We start from the raw sequence: 14,833 nt of genomic DNA, 5'->3' as shown, positions 1-14,833 counted from the left end.
CACCGTTGCCACATCCTGGAAACCGGAAATGACAGCTTTCGATTCAAGGCCAGTTCGGCCGCCGCGGCGCAAAAGAGAGGAGAAAAAGCCAGCCCATTGACCAAACCCTGATCAGAAAACCATACTCAGAGGTGGCTCACTTCTCGGTGGAAAAACCGGCTCAGTTCCGCGTGGAAACCAACAGCTCTGGGTTGAACGGGCGCATAAAAATTTCGCTCACACCGGTTTTGAGCACTTCGAGATAAAGTTGCTGATTACCTGCTCCCACGAAGACCACGATCGGTGGTGTTTTGTCGGCCAGCGTTTTCCTGATCTGGCTTACAAGATCACTGATGGGCAAGGCGTCGGTATTATAGTCTATTATCACGGCGATGAAATCATCGGATTCGACGCCAGCTAAGACTTCCTCCGCCCCATCCACCAGCGAGGATTCAAGACCTCCCATATTGAGGATTTGGGCGAGCAGAAGGTAGAATTCGTAATCTGTGGAGCAAATGAGGACGAGTGGCTTCATTGACGATAACCTTTCGATCGGTGGGTGGTAGCACGCGGACGATGAGAGAGTTTGAGATTCCGCGCCATCTCAGATAATTTTGACGCAACAAAAATATCGGAGTTCAATCGTATTTTGTCTTTCTTTGCCAGAAATCGCAATTATTTATCTGCCATAAATTCATATTGCACGTAAATGGGGAAAAATGTATCTATTCGATCACAATTTTGTTGCACCAAAATGGAGGCCCTTTGCGAGCGAGCTCAGGTCGGCTCGCCCAGGATCCGCGCCTGGTGGATCTTGAGATGAAATAGGAAGTGGCCAGGGATCACACGACATATGCGGCATCCGCGGTCGTGACTCACTTGTGAGAACAAAGTCCGGCCAAACTTCGTCCCGTGCCGGACATTCACGGGAGAGCTTCCTATGACTTTTGCGGATACATCAAAATATCGCCAGGCACCGTCCTCGGATGATGACATCTCTATTTGGTGTGGCAAGGATCCGGCAGTCGCGGCCTTGGCCGCAAAGGCGGTCTATGGTCCCGAAGCCACGCTTGCTGCGGCTTGGTGCGCTTTGGGCGCGAAGGTGGATGGACGTGCTGCCGACAGCCATTTCTGGTTCGAGGTTTTTTGCCTGCTGAGTGCCGGCGAAACGAAGGCGCGGGCTTTTCGAGCGGCGCAGCGCGGATTCGGTAACGCAGAAGGCAAACCGAATTAGGTTTCCTGTGGACACAACTGGTCGGCCAGAACCGATATATCTTTGTACTTCTCGGTAACGCCCCACGGCTCGGGTATCAGCCCGCCGCCAAGCGATGAGATTGCGGATAGAGGGAGGTTTCGAGTATGGCGGAGCGGTGCGGCGGCATGGTTATCTGATAAGTGCCGCCTGGAGAAAGACCGCGACATGGCGGCCGGTGGCAGAGAACGTCGATGAGCGATTGCACGCGGCGCTCAGAGCTTTTTCCGTAGCTTTTCGATGTGCTCTTCACAAATCGCTTTTACCAGTTGCTGCAGCGCGTCCGTGCGTTCGCCGAGCCATACAAGGGCTTCCTCGGTGATCTTGAAATGCTCGGAATAGCGGGCCTTCACGTAGGCTTGGTTGATGATGTTGAACCAAGCAGTATAACGTTGTCGATCTTGTGGCCAGATTTCTGCAAGCCGCTGATCCCGACCTTCGGCAAGCGTCTTCAGGTGGTTGAGGTTGTGCGACGCGGGGCTGTAGTTCGTCAATGTCAACAGCATAGCTGAGTAGCTCTGCTCAATCGCTTGATGAAGAAGAAAAGCAGCGTGTTTGAAGTGCCCTTTCTCTACAAAGAGATGGATGCCGTCCATCAATGCCGTTGCAAAAGAATATCGTTCATCAAAATGTCCTTGTGCCGTACGGAGAGCATCGGCGGGTGTGAGGGGCTTTGGCTCGGCGAGTTCCTCATCATCGAGTTCGTAAAGGACGATGCCGTCGCGCCGGATTTCGCTAAAGAAATAATTGCCGAGTTTCAGTGCTGTGTTGACCTCACGCAGTGAATGCACGGCTAGGCTCACCGGCGGCTTGACAATACGGGGAAAGCGGTCGGTCGCCTTGCGCCAGTATGAACCGAAGTCGGTAAGCTTGCGATTGTTGACAATTACCAGCAGATCATAGTCGGACTTATAGCCTTTGCCGGTATGCTCTTCATCGACCCAACTGCCCCGCGCATGAGAGCCGAAAAGAATGATCTTGAGGATGCGACCCTTCTTCTTGAAATCGGCCGTACCTTCCTTCAGCGCATCTTCGAATTCCTCATGCACGATCTCGACAATTCGCGACAATTCCAAGCGTTTGCGTTCCGGCAGATGATCGAGGCTGAACTTCATGGAGAGCGGGACCCTTTCTGATGATTCCAGTTCTAGGTACGATCCGACTACAACGCCAGTCCGATATTGATTCTATGCAAGGCGGATAGGGTAGCAGAAGAGATCTTTCAGCCCTTCGATCGAATTCGGATTTCGAGGGCGCCTGCTCAATGGTCTGCTTTGCGCAGGTCACGGTAAATGCTTTTGTTCGCTTTATGTTCTTATATTGCCAATGAGAAGTCAAGTTTGACTTCTGAGCATTAAGGTGGTGGTTCATCTCATTAAATGCCGCCGATAGAAACCAAATGGCTTGCGGACATTTTCCCTCAGAGACTGCAGGCGCCAATGTCTTTGCGAAATGTCCGTCCGCCGGTCTTTCGGCATCCACCGATGAATTGTCTCGACGCTCTACAGGCCGACGCTTTAGTCGTGGATTTCAACAGCAGCATTGCAGGCGCCGCCAATGCGGTCGAGGCTATCATCAGCGAAATTCCAATCTCCAATATCTTTACTCGCCGTGCTCTGACGCCGTCCCAATCGTAAGCCACGCCCCCTTGGATAGACGCAAATCCCAATCGAGAAGATAGCGGCGCACGCCAAAGGGGCAATTTCTGCAATCTTACGAGGCCTCATTAAGAGAGGTCCGCCCCGCTCCAATCGTTTCTGCTCGCGGGCGGACCGCCTGTCGATGTGTTGGGGGGCGGGTCGGCGTCAAGTGTCGAGCGTTTATTCAGTGAACGATCGGGGAGCGTTCATCTTCCAAACGTCGTGGCGCCGTATGATCATGCACGATGTTTTCACGTCGTCATCCTGCTTTAGCGAACCCAGTTGTTCCATCTCTCCAGCAACTCCGAGGCATGATCGTTTATCCATTTGGCATCTGGAATGACGATGCTGTCGCGTACGTCTTCGGCGCTCGGCATCTGGTCGCGAACTGCTTGCGGCATCATCATAATCGCCGCGCTGCTAGGTGGCGTGCACAACAATGCTTCGCAAACCTTGGCCTGGATGTCCGGGGAATCCAACCAAAAGGCGATGAGCTTCAGAGCATTGTCGCGATTGGGAGCTCCTTTGATAACCGTGAGACGATCGCCCACCAGAAATGCTGCCTTGTTCGACCAGGCGATCGAGCGTCCTTCTGCCTTAAGCGCACTTGCCCTCGTTAGCCAGATCTGTCCGATGCTGTAATCGTTCTCACGGAACCCCTGGACGCTCTGATCTCCGGTTTTCCACCAGAGCGAGATGGACGGTCGCAATGCGTCAAGCTTCTTGAGGGCGCGATCGACGTCGAGCGGAAACAGGTTCTCGCGCTTGACCCCATCTGCCAAAAGGGCAGCCGCCATGACACGCCACGGATCATCGAAATTCGGAAACGAGCGTCCGCCCGGGAACTTTGAAGTATCCCACATATCCGCCCAGGTCACGGGCTGGTTGCCTTTGAAGGCTTGCGGGTCGTAGGCCATCAAGGTGGCTGTCGAAAACAGCCGCACGCCGGCTGGGAGGCAGGCATCGGGAACAAGATCCTGACGGTCCTTAAATTGTGTGCAAAAACTGTCAAGCGGTTCGGAAATCGCGAGATGATCCTTTGAGCTCACCTGGATTTCTCCATCGGGGTACAGATCCCAACTGACATTGCCTGTTTTCACCATCGCGGTTGCCTTGGCGCGCATCTCCGCGTTGGTTGCCGCTACGGAAACGACCTGGATACCAGTCTCAGCGGTGAACGGCTCGAACCACCACTTGCGTAGCGCCGCATCATAGGCGCCGCCAGTCGTGGCGATCACGACCTGCTCACTGGCAAATGCTGGATTGGTCGTTTCTCCCAGAAGAATGGCTGCGCAAAACATAGCAATGCCGCTCAGCCGGATGGCTGCTCTTATTGTCATCAATGTTTCCCTCTTATGGTCCCGCCTGCAGCGGGTGTTTTTGCCGCTAGTGCTGCTCCCGGCGGCTGTTCAGGAGATGTATGGAACCCATCAGAAGCAGCGAAACGGCAACAATGATGACCGAGACGGCGGCAATGACAGGCGTCAGGTTAAAATCGATGTCCTCGAACATTTTTCGGCTAATCGTCTTGCCCCCGGTATCAGAGATGAAGAATGCCACGGTCGCTTCGTCGAAGGAGGTCAGGAAAGCAAAGACCGCAGCCGTCGCGACGGCCGGTGCAAGATTGGGAAGTGTCACGGCAAAAAAGGCTCTGAACCGCCCCGCTCCGCAGCTCAAGGCCGCCAGTTCCAGCAACGGGTCCATTCTCTCCAACGCTGCGGAAACGATGATGACGACAAAAGGCACCGCCAGAACCGAATGGGCAAGGACGAATCCGGTCAGATTTCCTGTCAGTTGCAAAGGTGAGAAGACCAGATAGAGCGCCACGCCGAAGACGATTGCCGGCACGATCATCGGCCCGAGGCAGAGGGCCTGCAGCAGCGCCTTGCCCGGTAGTTTGCCACGTACGAGAGCAACCGCCGCCATCGTCCCGATGGTCGTCGCTACCACAGTGGTTACCGCGGCGATCTGTAGGCTGAAAATAGTCGAGCTTAGCCAGTCGGGATCGGACAGATACGCCTCGAACCAGCGTAGGGTCAGTCCCTGCGGCGGGAAGGTGATATATGAGGCGTCGCTGAGTGCCAGTGGTATCACCAGCAGTGTCGGAAGGACGAGAAAGAACAGCACCGCTGCAATCATCAGATTGAATGCATGTCGTGTCACCCGTGTCCAGACTGGACGGTAGCGGCGGGCGTCGGATGACGATGTTGTCAATCGCTGCGTAAAGGTCTCAGATTCAATGGACACTGTTCAAACCTTTGCTGAAAGAGAGTGCGCGGCGAAAGAGCAGCACCAGCAGCAACGTCGCGGTGAGTAGGATGACCGACAGAGCGGCCGCAAATGGCCAATCCAGAAGGACGATTGTCTGCTGGCCGATCAGGGTCGCCATCATCAGCGCGCCGGGTCCACCGACTAGGGCGGGCGTGATGTAAAACCCGATGGCGAGAATGAAGCAGATCACACAGCCGGCGAAGACGCCGGATAGGCTGAGTGGAAAGGTCACGCGCCAAAAGGCGACAATCCGGCTGGCGCCGAGATTTCGCGCCGCCTGCTCATACGCTCTCGGCACCGAACGCAAGGCCGAATGGATCGGCAGGATCATGAAGGGCATCAGCACATGCGTCATCGCGAGAATGACAGCGCCCTCCGTGTAGAGCATTTTCAATGGTGTCGAGATAACACCGAGCTGGATCAGCCCGTCGTTGATAATGCCGTTGCGACCTAGCAGCACGATCCAGGCATAGGAGCGGACAAGCACCGAGGTCCATAGCGGAATGAATAAGCATGCCATTCCGAGCTTTACCAACTTGCCGCGCATGCGCGCGATCGCATAGGCGGTAGGATATCCGATTGCAAAACAGGCAACGGTTACGATCGCCGCTATGCGGAAGGTTCTGAGTAGGACCTGAATATAAAGCGGGCTGTCGAAGATACGCTGGTAGGGGGCAAGCGGAGCTTCCCCGGAAAGGCTGATGCCGACAAGCCTGAGCACCGGATAGATGAAGCCTCCCGCCAAGAGGAGGAGCAGGGGCAGGATCAGCAACATGGCCAATAATGGCGAATAGTGGCGGCTCGATCCTGTGAGGATCCAGCGAAGGAAAGACCCTGTCGATTGTGTCGCGAAGGATGACGCCATGGATTAACCCCCCACTTTTGCGAACAACCGCAACGCGTTTGCTTCGGGGATGACGTCAACCAGGTCTCCTTGACGAAGACCTGCGGCCACATGCCCGACGGGCATCTGGATCTGGAGGAGGCGGTCATCGCCGTTCTGGGTTCGCACGAAGAAGAGGAAAAACGAACCGGCGAATACGGTTGCGTCTATGGTGCCCGTCAAAATGGCGCCGCGGTCGCGGCCATGAGGCGCTAGCGACAACCGTTCGGGGCGAACCGCGATACTGACAGCTTGGCGAGAGGCAAAGGGGCTTTCCCCGTCTTCGGCGACCGCCGTAGCAACGACGTTGCCGCCCCTTGGCCGTACCATGTAGTTGCCGCTATCTTGACCGAGATATTCGCCGTCGAGAAAGTTCATGCGACCAATGAAGTCTCCGACAAAGGCTGAGACAGGCGAACGGTAAAGCTCGAGCGGCGATCCGACTTGAGCCAGCCTGCCTTCTGCCACCACCGCAACGCGATCAGACATGGTGAGTGCCTCCTCCTGGTCATGCGTTACATAGACGACAGTCGCGCCGAGTCGTTGCTGCAAGCTCTTGATTTCCAATTGCAGCGCCTCACGCAGTTTCTTGTCGAGGGCCCCAAGTGGTTCGTCCATCAGGAGAACGGGCGGCTCGAAGACGATTGCCCGAGCGACGGCGACGCGCTGCTGCTGGCCTCCGGAGAGTTGATGGGGATATCGATCGCCATAGCCGTCGAGATGTACCTGCGCTAGTACCGCCTCCACCTTGCGGCTGATGAGATGCTTGTCCATTCGGCGCATGCGCAACGGAAAAGCGATGTTGGCCGCCACCGTCAAATGCGGAAAAAGGGCATAGCGTTGGAACACCATACCGATGTTGCGCCTGTTTGGCGCCATATAGGTGACGTCGCGACGGCCGATCATGATGTGGCCGTTGCTCGGGCTCTCGAAGCCGGCGATCATCGTTAGTAGCGTCGTCTTGCCGGAGCCCGAAGGACCAAGGATCGACAGGAATTCACCTGCCCGGATGGCCAGTGAAATGCCATCCACAGCAAGCGATGTGTCATATCGCTTTTCAAGCCCTTGCAGCGTAAGTGCTTCACCAATCAAAGTTCCTCTCCTTATTCTTGTCGTTTTGAAACGTGTTCGTTTGCGACGGCGTAGCAAGTCGCTCACCGCGATCGCTTGGCTTCTGATCCGGTTCCCGAGTTGAACTTTGGGAAGACGGAAATTTGCGAAAGTGCTATGACTTTAATGTCACATAATGTTTGCAAGTATGTCGCTTTTTACTTTTGTTGCAACAAAATAAGCGATTGTCAAAGGGAATTGGAGAAATTTTCAATGGAATTGGCACCGGAAGACGAAGGACACCCTCAGCATCAGCCCAACCGATTGGGCGAAATGGCGTATCGCAACATGAAGGAGCGACTGATCCGAGGCGCTTTTTCCCCTGGAGACAAGCTCACAATTCGTGCGGTTTCGGAAATGCTCGATGTCAGCACGACGCCCGCTCGTGATGCCATTAACCGCCTGGTGATCGATGGCGCGCTCGTTTATTCCGGCCCGAAAACCGTTATCGTTCCTCACTTAAGGTTGTCGGATCTCGAGGAGATTACGCAGATGCGCCTGGCCCTGGAGGGCCTTGCGGCGGCACTGTCCGTCAAGGCCGCAGGCGAGGCGACGATCGAAGAGCTTGAGCTACTTCAGGCTAAGATTGACGCTGCACTGGATGAAAAGCGGTATTTTGACGCCCTTTGGCATAACAAGGAGTTCCACTTCGCGATTTACCGTCTGAGCGGTATGCCCCATCTCTTGCAGGTGATCGAGACTCTGTGGCTGCGGGTTGGAGCATCATTTAACGGCCTCTACCCAGAATTTTCGGAGACGCGCTATGGTGCTCGCAATCATCGTGCCGCGATAGAGGCGCTTGTTGAAGAGGATGCGGCCGCCGTCCGCGCCGCCATTGAGAGCGACATTCGTGATGGATTTCGCCAGATAAAAAAATCAGCACAGACCGCGATGAAAGGAATCCCCGCCGCCGGTGAATAATTATGTTGCACTTTCCTGCTCTTCGTGTTTTTTTGTTGCAACAAAAATGTGAACGGGATGCGAACGCGCATCTCTGCATGGAGAGGGCAAGGCATGCTTCATCAGGATTTTCCATCATTTCGACGGGCGGCGCTCAGATCACGCTCGCAATATTTCTTCGAGCGAGGGCAGGTCGTGTTTCCCGATGGAACCACGCGTGTCACCGTCGAGCGCGATCCTCTGCCGACGTACGTTTCTCGTGGTGAGGGTGCCTATCTGGTCGATGTCGACGGCAATCGGCTCCTCGACCTCAATAACAATTTCACAACGCTGATCCATGGTCACGGTTACCTGCCTGTCGCCGACGCAATTGCAGATCTGCTGCAGAAAGGAACCTGCTTTTCCAATCCGACAGAGCACGAGCTTGGATTGGCGGAATTGCTCGTACAGCGAATTCCCGCGATCGAGCAGATCCGCTTCGTCAATAGCGGCACCGAGGCCGTCATGTTCGCTATCAAGGCGGCCCGCGCCTTTACCGGGCGGTCGCGCATTGTCCGCGTCGAAGGAGCCTATCACGGTGCCTATGATTGGGCCGAGGTAAGCCAGGGCGCGTCGCCTGCATCCTGGGGACCAGCGGACGCCCCTGCATCCACAACCTCTTATGTCGGCGCGCCGGAAAGTGTTGCCGAAGAGGTCGATGTGATCCGTTTCAATGATGTCGAGGGCCTGGAACGGAGGTTGGCCGCGTCAGGCGGTGACCTTGCCTGTATCCTGATTGATCCCATGCCGAGCAGGGCAGGTTTGCTCGCCCCTGAGCCAGCCTTCATCGAAGCCATCTCCAATCTTGCCCGGCAATATGGCGCTCTCGTCATAGCCGATGAAGTGCTGAATTTGCGTCAGGGATATCGTGGTGCATCGACGCGTTTCGGGCTCATGCCGGATCTTATTGCTGCCGGAAAGATTATCGGCGGCGGCTTTCCTGTCGGCGCGGTTGGTGGTCGCAAGGAGGTGATGGGGGTGTTCGCAAGCTTGGGCGCAAGGCCAGCGCTGCCACAGGGCGGCACCTTTTCGGCCAATCCGGTTTCAATGGTCGCAGGAAGGGTGGCTATGGAGGCACTGACCTCGGCAAGCTTCGAGCGTCTTGATGAAATGGGTGCGCGTGTACGCGATGGCCTTTCTGCCGCGATCGTGCGTCATGACGCGCCATTTATCGTTACCGGTTCGGCTTCGCTTTTTCGCATTCACCCCAAGCGGGAGGTGCCCCGTGACTATCGGCAGGCCTTCCCGACGCCAGAACAGAACAGTTGGATGACCAATCTGACAAGCCATTTCCGTCAGCTCGATATCCTCCTGCCCTTTGGAGCCGCCGCCTGCCTCTCCACGGCAATGACGAATACCGATCTTGATTTGATCGTCGAAGTCTTCGGCGATTTCCTCGAAACCTACGAAGCCGATTTTGTTGGAGCAACCGCATGACCACGACGTCCTTGGAAACTGTCGCCGAATGCCTGGCTCGCTCGCTAGTGCGCCATAACGTCACCCATATATTTGCCCAGAGCCTACCATCAGCGCTCATCCTGGCTGCTGAAGCGGCAGGCATTCGCCAGGTCGCTTACCGGCAGGAGAATATGGGCGGCGCTATGGCCGATGGCTATGCTCGACGATCCGGAAAGATCGGCGTGGTGGCCGCCCAGAATGGTCCGGCTGCCACGCTGCTGGTGCCCCCCATGGCCGAAGCGCTGAAGGCGAGCGTTCCGATCGTAGCACTTGTGCAGGGAGTCGAGCGCGATCAGATGGATCGGAACGCGTTTCAGGAGCTCGACCATATCGCGCTCTTTCAATCCTGCACGAAATGGGTGCGCAGGGTCATGGTCCCGGAGCGAATCGAGGACTATGTCGATGCCGCCTTCACTGCTGCTGCCTCCGGTCGACCCGGGCCTGTTGCGTTGCTGTTGCCTGCTGATCTGCTGCGCTCGGAGCTTGGTGTCAGAACGCCGTCACGATCTCTGAATCTTGGCTATTGGCCGCTTGATCGGTCGTCCCCTGATCGCGCGAGTTTGCAAAGGGCAGCGGAATTGATCGCGAATGCCCACAATCCCGTGGTAATCGCGGGTGGCGGTGTCCTCGGCAGCGATGCCTGCCATGAACTGGCCGTGTTGCAGGATCTGGCTGTACTCCCAATTTTGACCACGAACATGGGCAAGGGCGCGGTTAATGAATATCATCCGCTTTCGGCAGGCGTCTTAGGATCACTCGTGGGTCCGCGGTCACTCGGGCGCCATACGGCAGCCCTGGTCGGTGACGCAGACCTTATCATTCTGGTTGGAACGCGAACCAATCAGAATGGCACGGATAGTTGGCGGCAAATTCCTGCTGGTGCTCAGGTGATCCACATCGATGTCGACCCTCAGGAAATTGGCCGCAATTATCAAGCGCTGCGCCTAGTCGGGGATGCGCGTGAGACACTCAGAGAGCTCATTCATGCCCTGGACGCGAAAGATCTATCCCAACGTCGGGGCCAACGGACTGCTGTTATCGACCGCATAGCCGAGTGCTGGCGGCAGTTCGATAAGGATCGGCATCAGCTCATGCATGCTACTGCGTCGCCGATCCGGCCGGAACGCATCATGGCAGAACTGCAGGCGTCATTGACACCGCAGACGACCGTCGTTGCTGATGCAAGCTATTCATCGATGTGGGTCGTCGGCCAATTGCGATCGCTTACTTCAGGAATGCGGTTCCTGACGCCGCGCGGCCTTGCGGGGCTGGGATGGGGCCTGCCTCTGGCTCTTGGCGCAAAGGCAGCTAGGCCCGAGCATCCGGTGGTCGCCGTCATTGGCGACGGCGGGTTCGCCCATAGCTGGGCGGAGATGGAAACTATGGTTCGCTCCGATCTTCCCGTAACCATCATCCTTCTCAACAACGGTATCCTCGGTTTCCAGCGGGATGCCGAGACCGTGAAGTTCGGGCGCTTCACATCGGCGTGCCATTTTGCGCCTGTCGATCATACGCAGATCGCTCAAGCCTGCGGATGCCCGGCAGTGCGCGTTGAGGATCCAGCCGAGCTCACGGCTCATCTCCAGGGTGGACTGGCAGGCAAGGGGCCGCTGTTTATCGAGGTCATGACAGATCCTGAGGCTCATCCCGCTTTGTCTTTATTTGCCGGCTTGGATGAGGCTGCATGATGCCAGAGCCGTCTCGCATCGCCGTCGTGACAGGAGGGACGAGCGGTATCGGATTGGCGACGGCGCGAAAGCTATTGGCGGCGGGGCATTGCGTCGCCGTCTTCAGTCATAGCGCTAAAACTGTGACTGACGCAACTGCCGTGCTGTCCGCGGAGTTCGGATCTGGACGGGTCTTGGGCCGAGTTGTCGATCTGTCGGATCCTTTGGCTGTTGCCAATTTCTTTGAAGAGCTCTCATCGACCTGGGGAGATGCCGTAATTCTCGTCTGCAACGCCGGGATATCGCCCAAAGACCTCGCTGGTCCTCGGCGGTTCGAGGACATTGGGCTGGAAGAATGGAACGAAGTGCTGGCAGTGAATCTGACCGGCACCATGCTATGTTGTCAGGCGGTCGTCAGGGGAATGCGACAGGCGGGATTCGGACGTATCATTTTGATCGGATCGCTCGCTGGGCGCACACGCCCTCGCATCGCCGGTGGCGCGTACGCCGCCAGCAAGGCAGCACTGGCCGGTCTTATGCGCTCGCTTGTCGGATCGTGCGGTCCTTTCGGCATAACCGTTAATCTCGTGGCGCCTGGCAGGATCTTGACGCCCTTGACTGGCGATCCCAACACGCCAGCCAATCGGGACGCGGTTGCACGCATTCCTTCTGGCAGATTGGGAACGCCGGAGGACATTGCCGCTGCCGTTGCCTTCCTGGCGTCGGACGACGCGGGCTTCGTTAATGGTGCCATCCTCGATATCAACGGGGGTGAATATGCGCCAGCCTAGAGCCGTCACACGGTCCGGTGCGTCCAACTTCAAGCGCTCCGATGCGGCAGTGAAGCTCGACGTGGCGGCCTGCAACAAAGTCATTATCTGGACCTCCGATGCGGAGCTGTTCCTGCCGTTTAGCTATATTCTGAAAACCGAAGGTTTTATCCCCTCTTTGGCTTGCAGCGCAAACGATGTTCTGGCTTCCTGCACGGAGCGCTCGCCGTGCGCAGTCCTTTTCGATTGCACCCGCGAAACCCCAGATGCTGTTTCCATATGTGGCGAAATCAGGCGATCCACCAAACATGACAATGAGGTCCGTCTGATTGCGCTTTTACGAAGCGAAATGCAGCCGCTTCATCTGGCCTTGCTGCAAGCCGGTGTTGATGACTTCCTGTTCAGGCCGCTTTCTCCGGAGAAGTTGCTGACATCTCTCGGACAGGCGACGGGACAGGTCATGGAAACGGCCAACTCGAAAATGGTTGCGTCGCTGGCTTTTGCCGACCTGGAAGTCGACGTCGACAGCCGCCGAATACATTGCAACGGTCGCGACTTTGCGCTGCCGCCAATTGAGTTCAATATTTTACGTCATCTGATGAACAGGCAGGGACAGCTCTGCAGCCGTTCCGAGCTGATTGCTTCGGCTTGGCCGGCTTCCGCCGAAGTCACGCCGCGAACGGTGGATGTTCACATTGGCCGCTTGCGCAAGGTGCTGGGAGAGTTGCCCGGATGTGGTGCTGCCATTCGCACCGTCCATGCAGCTGGCTATGTGTTCAGGCCACGGGGCTTGCGAAAGGGTGGCTCAAGCACATCAGCATAGTCGCTTTGTTTGGACGTTTCTGCGTTTTAATTGATTGTTTTAATTCAGTTTGATTCGGCGGCTGAGATGATCAATCACCGCGCCTGAAAGCTCCTCAGCTTCTCGAAAATCTCCGGCGCGATCTCAAACTGACGAGCCTTGCCGCGGCCCATCGAATTTTTCACGAACGTCTCCGTCAGGATCCCACGTTTCACCAGCGGCTCGATCGTCTCCGTCACACCCATACGTGTAAGCTTCGTAATTTCGACTATATTTGAGATAGTTAGTGCCTGGTGCGCTTGGTTCATGATGTAAAGAACACTCATCATGCCGACCTGCTTCAGCCGGGATTGCGGTGTCTCGTCCTCCTGCGGATGATCCATGATCTCATGCAGGATGAAGGCTGCAAACGAAAGACTGTGCCACTGGGTGGTTAGGGTACTTGTCATCTTTTTAACTGCATTATATAAACCAGTATAAATTACGAGCAGCGCCAGATTCGTCGCCGAACGGATCGTTTGATATCGCCACATCGAAGGATCATGCTGATGAAACGCCTTCTGGTTGGAACAATCTTCGCCATTGCCGGCTGCATCCCTTTATACCTCATTTGCGAGCGGCATGCGCGCGCCGATGACTGGGGGTGTCAGGTTATCCTGTGCCTTTCCAATCCGGGTGGGCCGACACAATATGCCGCCTGCCGTCCCCCGATCAATAAGCTCTGGCAGGAGCTTGCCAAGGGCCATTCCTTTCCCACCTGCAGCGGTGTCGGCTTCCGGGCATCGCGTCCTGGTTACGAGCCCTATTTCTGCAATGACAGCTATCGCCTGACGACACGCTATGGCGAGCGCGGTCAACAGGAGACCTGCGTTTCGCTAACCCTTTCCAAGGTTGACGGCGGCTATTGCGCCTCCGGTCGTGATGGCGGCGCAAGAGACGATGGGCTGGTGATATTGGCGCGCTGGCAGCGGGATGGCCGGCACATGCAGTGCATGGGCTATCCGACGGCGCGGCCGAATGTGCGATCCGAGCCCCACTATGTCGATGTGATCATCGACGGCGTTGGAAGCCATCGAGTGTGGTACTGATCATGGCCATCTCCTTCACCGATCTTGCCCAGACCTGTGCGCCGGCGATTGCGATCGAAACGCTTGCAGCGGTTGTCAGTCTCGAAAGCCAGTTCCAGCCTTTTGATATTCGCGTGGGCGGGAGTTCGTCTCTTCATGAACAGCCGAAGAGCAAGGCTGAGGCGATCGAAACCGCAACGTCGCTGATGGCGGAGCATAAAGATGTCCAGCTAGGGCTTGGCGGCATTGGCATCGCCGAATTGCGCAAGTTTGATCTCAGCGTCTCAGACGCCTTCGACCCATGCCTCAACCTCAAGGCAACGGCCACACTGCTCGATGGTTATTATCGTCTGGCCGTGCGCGCCGGTGCCGCACCGCAGCAAGCTGAGCGCGTGATGCTGCAATCCTACTACGGGCGCTCCGATCCTTCGGTCGGAAAGATGGCGCAGTATGACGATCAGGTCCAAAGCGAGGCCAAGCGGCTTTCGAAGACGCTGTCCGCCATAGCGATAGGACAAAGTATCGGCCGGCCGACAGTTCCCGAATCCCAGACCAGTGGTCCGTCCTTGAACAGTGAGGAAGGGCCTTTGCCCGAACGGTCGGTGAAACCACCGTCGTGGGATGTCTTCCATGCAGCGCGGCAATCATCCGCGCTGGTCTTCCAAAACGATCAACCGGAGCAGTCTGAATGATGTCGAGGATTAATATTCGTGCATTTGGCGTCACCGTTGCGATGGCAACTGTCCTTTCGATCGCCATGATCGAGCCAGCTTTCGCGCAGAGCGCCGGCGGGATCGAGACGGTTCTGCAGAATATCGTCACCTTACTCACCGGTAACGTCGCCAAGCTCCTGGCAACAATCGCCGTCATCATCGTCGGTATCGCCTGGATGTTCGGTTACCTGGACCTTCGCAAGGCCGCCTATGTCGTGCTTGGTATCGGCATTCTATTTGGCGCCTCGCAGATCGTCAGCACGATTTCCGGGGGCTGAAGAT

16 protein-coding genes and 1 pseudogene are annotated in these 14,833 nt (G+C 56.5%); 10 read left to right on the top strand and 7 right to left on the bottom strand.

What is annotated here, in order from left to right; genetic code table 11:
• Positions 1-111: pseudogene (locus tag QD461_RS32820) on the top strand (ATP-binding protein); the annotation flags it as partial.
• Positions 112-160: 49 nt separating this feature from the next.
• Here the strand turns inward: QD461_RS32820 and QD461_RS32815 are convergent.
• Complete coding sequence (locus QD461_RS32815) at positions 161-514, bottom strand: response regulator (RefSeq protein ID WP_414091217.1); 354 nt, start codon at positions 512-514, stop codon at positions 161-163.
• A 405-nt stretch (positions 515-919) separates the two neighbouring features.
• Here QD461_RS32815 and QD461_RS32810 point away from each other — a divergent pair, with 405 nt between their 5' ends.
• Positions 920-1,213, top strand: a complete 294-nt coding sequence (locus QD461_RS32810) for a hypothetical protein (RefSeq protein WP_414091216.1) — start codon at positions 920-922, stop codon at positions 1,211-1,213.
• Positions 1,214-1,446: 233 nt separating this feature from the next.
• Here QD461_RS32810 and QD461_RS32805 read toward each other — a convergent pair whose 3' ends face one another.
• The 5 genes from QD461_RS32805 to QD461_RS32785 form a co-directional block, all read right to left on the bottom strand.
• Positions 1,447-2,346: a nucleotidyltransferase and HEPN domain-containing protein gene (locus QD461_RS32805; protein ID WP_414091215.1), complete on the bottom strand. Its 900-nt coding sequence runs from the start codon at positions 2,344-2,346 to the stop codon at positions 1,447-1,449.
• 794 nt (positions 2,347-3,140) lie between these two features.
• Positions 3,141-4,172, bottom strand: a complete 1,032-nt coding sequence (locus tag QD461_RS32800) for an extracellular solute-binding protein (RefSeq protein ID WP_414091223.1) — start codon at positions 4,170-4,172, stop codon at positions 3,141-3,143.
• Between the two features lie 85 nt (positions 4,173-4,257).
• Complete coding sequence (locus QD461_RS32795; protein WP_414091222.1) at positions 4,258-5,010, bottom strand: ABC transporter permease; 753 nt, start codon at positions 5,008-5,010, stop codon at positions 4,258-4,260.
• A 97-nt stretch (positions 5,011-5,107) separates the two neighbouring features.
• Positions 5,108-6,007, bottom strand: coding sequence for an ABC transporter permease (locus QD461_RS32790; RefSeq protein WP_414091214.1), 900 nt, complete (start codon positions 6,005-6,007; stop codon positions 5,108-5,110).
• A gap of 3 nt (positions 6,008-6,010) precedes the next feature.
• Positions 6,011-7,117, bottom strand: a complete 1,107-nt coding sequence (locus tag QD461_RS32785; RefSeq protein WP_414091213.1) for an ABC transporter ATP-binding protein — start codon at positions 7,115-7,117, stop codon at positions 6,011-6,013.
• Between the two features lie 231 nt (positions 7,118-7,348).
• Here QD461_RS32785 and QD461_RS32780 point away from each other — a divergent pair, with 231 nt between their 5' ends.
• The 5 genes from QD461_RS32780 to QD461_RS32760 all read left to right on the top strand — a co-directional run bounded on the left by QD461_RS32780 (position 7,349) and on the right by QD461_RS32760 (position 12,792).
• Positions 7,349-8,056: a GntR family transcriptional regulator gene (locus QD461_RS32780; protein ID WP_414091212.1), complete on the top strand. Its 708-nt coding sequence runs from the start codon at positions 7,349-7,351 to the stop codon at positions 8,054-8,056.
• 93 nt (positions 8,057-8,149) lie between these two features.
• Complete coding sequence (locus tag QD461_RS32775; RefSeq protein WP_414091211.1) at positions 8,150-9,511, top strand: aspartate aminotransferase family protein; 1,362 nt, start codon at positions 8,150-8,152, stop codon at positions 9,509-9,511.
• Positions 9,508-11,220 (top strand): acetolactate synthase catalytic subunit, encoded by a 1,713-nt coding sequence (locus QD461_RS32770; protein ID WP_414091210.1) that lies wholly within the window; start codon positions 9,508-9,510, stop codon positions 11,218-11,220. Before QD461_RS32775 ends, QD461_RS32770 begins: the two co-directional genes overlap by 4 nt.
• Positions 11,217-11,990, top strand: coding sequence for a 3-oxoacyl-ACP reductase FabG (fabG, locus tag QD461_RS32765; protein WP_414091209.1), 774 nt, complete (start codon positions 11,217-11,219; stop codon positions 11,988-11,990). The genes QD461_RS32770 and fabG overlap by 4 nt, the downstream gene beginning before the upstream one ends.
• 49 nt (positions 11,991-12,039) lie before the next feature.
• Positions 12,040-12,792 (top strand): winged helix-turn-helix transcriptional regulator, encoded by a 753-nt coding sequence (locus tag QD461_RS32760; RefSeq protein WP_414091208.1) that lies wholly within the window; start codon positions 12,040-12,042, stop codon positions 12,790-12,792.
• A 74-nt stretch (positions 12,793-12,866) separates the two neighbouring features.
• Here QD461_RS32760 and QD461_RS32755 read toward each other — a convergent pair whose 3' ends face one another.
• Positions 12,867-13,220, bottom strand: a complete 354-nt coding sequence (locus QD461_RS32755; protein WP_034519737.1) for a MarR family transcriptional regulator — start codon at positions 13,218-13,220, stop codon at positions 12,867-12,869.
• A 99-nt stretch (positions 13,221-13,319) separates the two neighbouring features.
• Here QD461_RS32755 and QD461_RS32750 point away from each other — a divergent pair, with 99 nt between their 5' ends.
• From QD461_RS32750 to QD461_RS32740, 3 genes are read left to right on the top strand one after another with little or no spacing between them, the layout of a single operon-like run.
• The gene (locus QD461_RS32750) at positions 13,320-13,859 is read left to right on the top strand and encodes a hypothetical protein (RefSeq protein ID WP_414091207.1); all 540 of its coding nucleotides are present in this window, start codon (positions 13,320-13,322) and stop codon (positions 13,857-13,859) included.
• Positions 13,860-13,861: 2 nt separating this feature from the next.
• Positions 13,862-14,530, top strand: a complete 669-nt coding sequence (locus QD461_RS32745) for a lytic transglycosylase domain-containing protein (protein WP_414091221.1) — start codon at positions 13,862-13,864, stop codon at positions 14,528-14,530.
• Positions 14,527-14,829, top strand: a complete 303-nt coding sequence (locus QD461_RS32740) for a TrbC/VirB2 family protein (protein ID WP_007694680.1) — start codon at positions 14,527-14,529, stop codon at positions 14,827-14,829. The genes QD461_RS32745 and QD461_RS32740 overlap by 4 nt, the downstream gene beginning before the upstream one ends.
• The last annotated feature ends 4 nt before the right edge of the window (positions 14,830-14,833 follow it).

Source organism: Rhizobium sp. BR 314 (genome assembly GCF_047445805.1).
Lineage (GTDB): Bacteria > Pseudomonadota > Alphaproteobacteria > Rhizobiales > Rhizobiaceae > Rhizobium > Rhizobium lusitanum_B.
The sequence above is the reverse complement of the archived record's forward strand: the minus strand, read 5'-3'. Positions and strand labels throughout refer to the sequence as shown.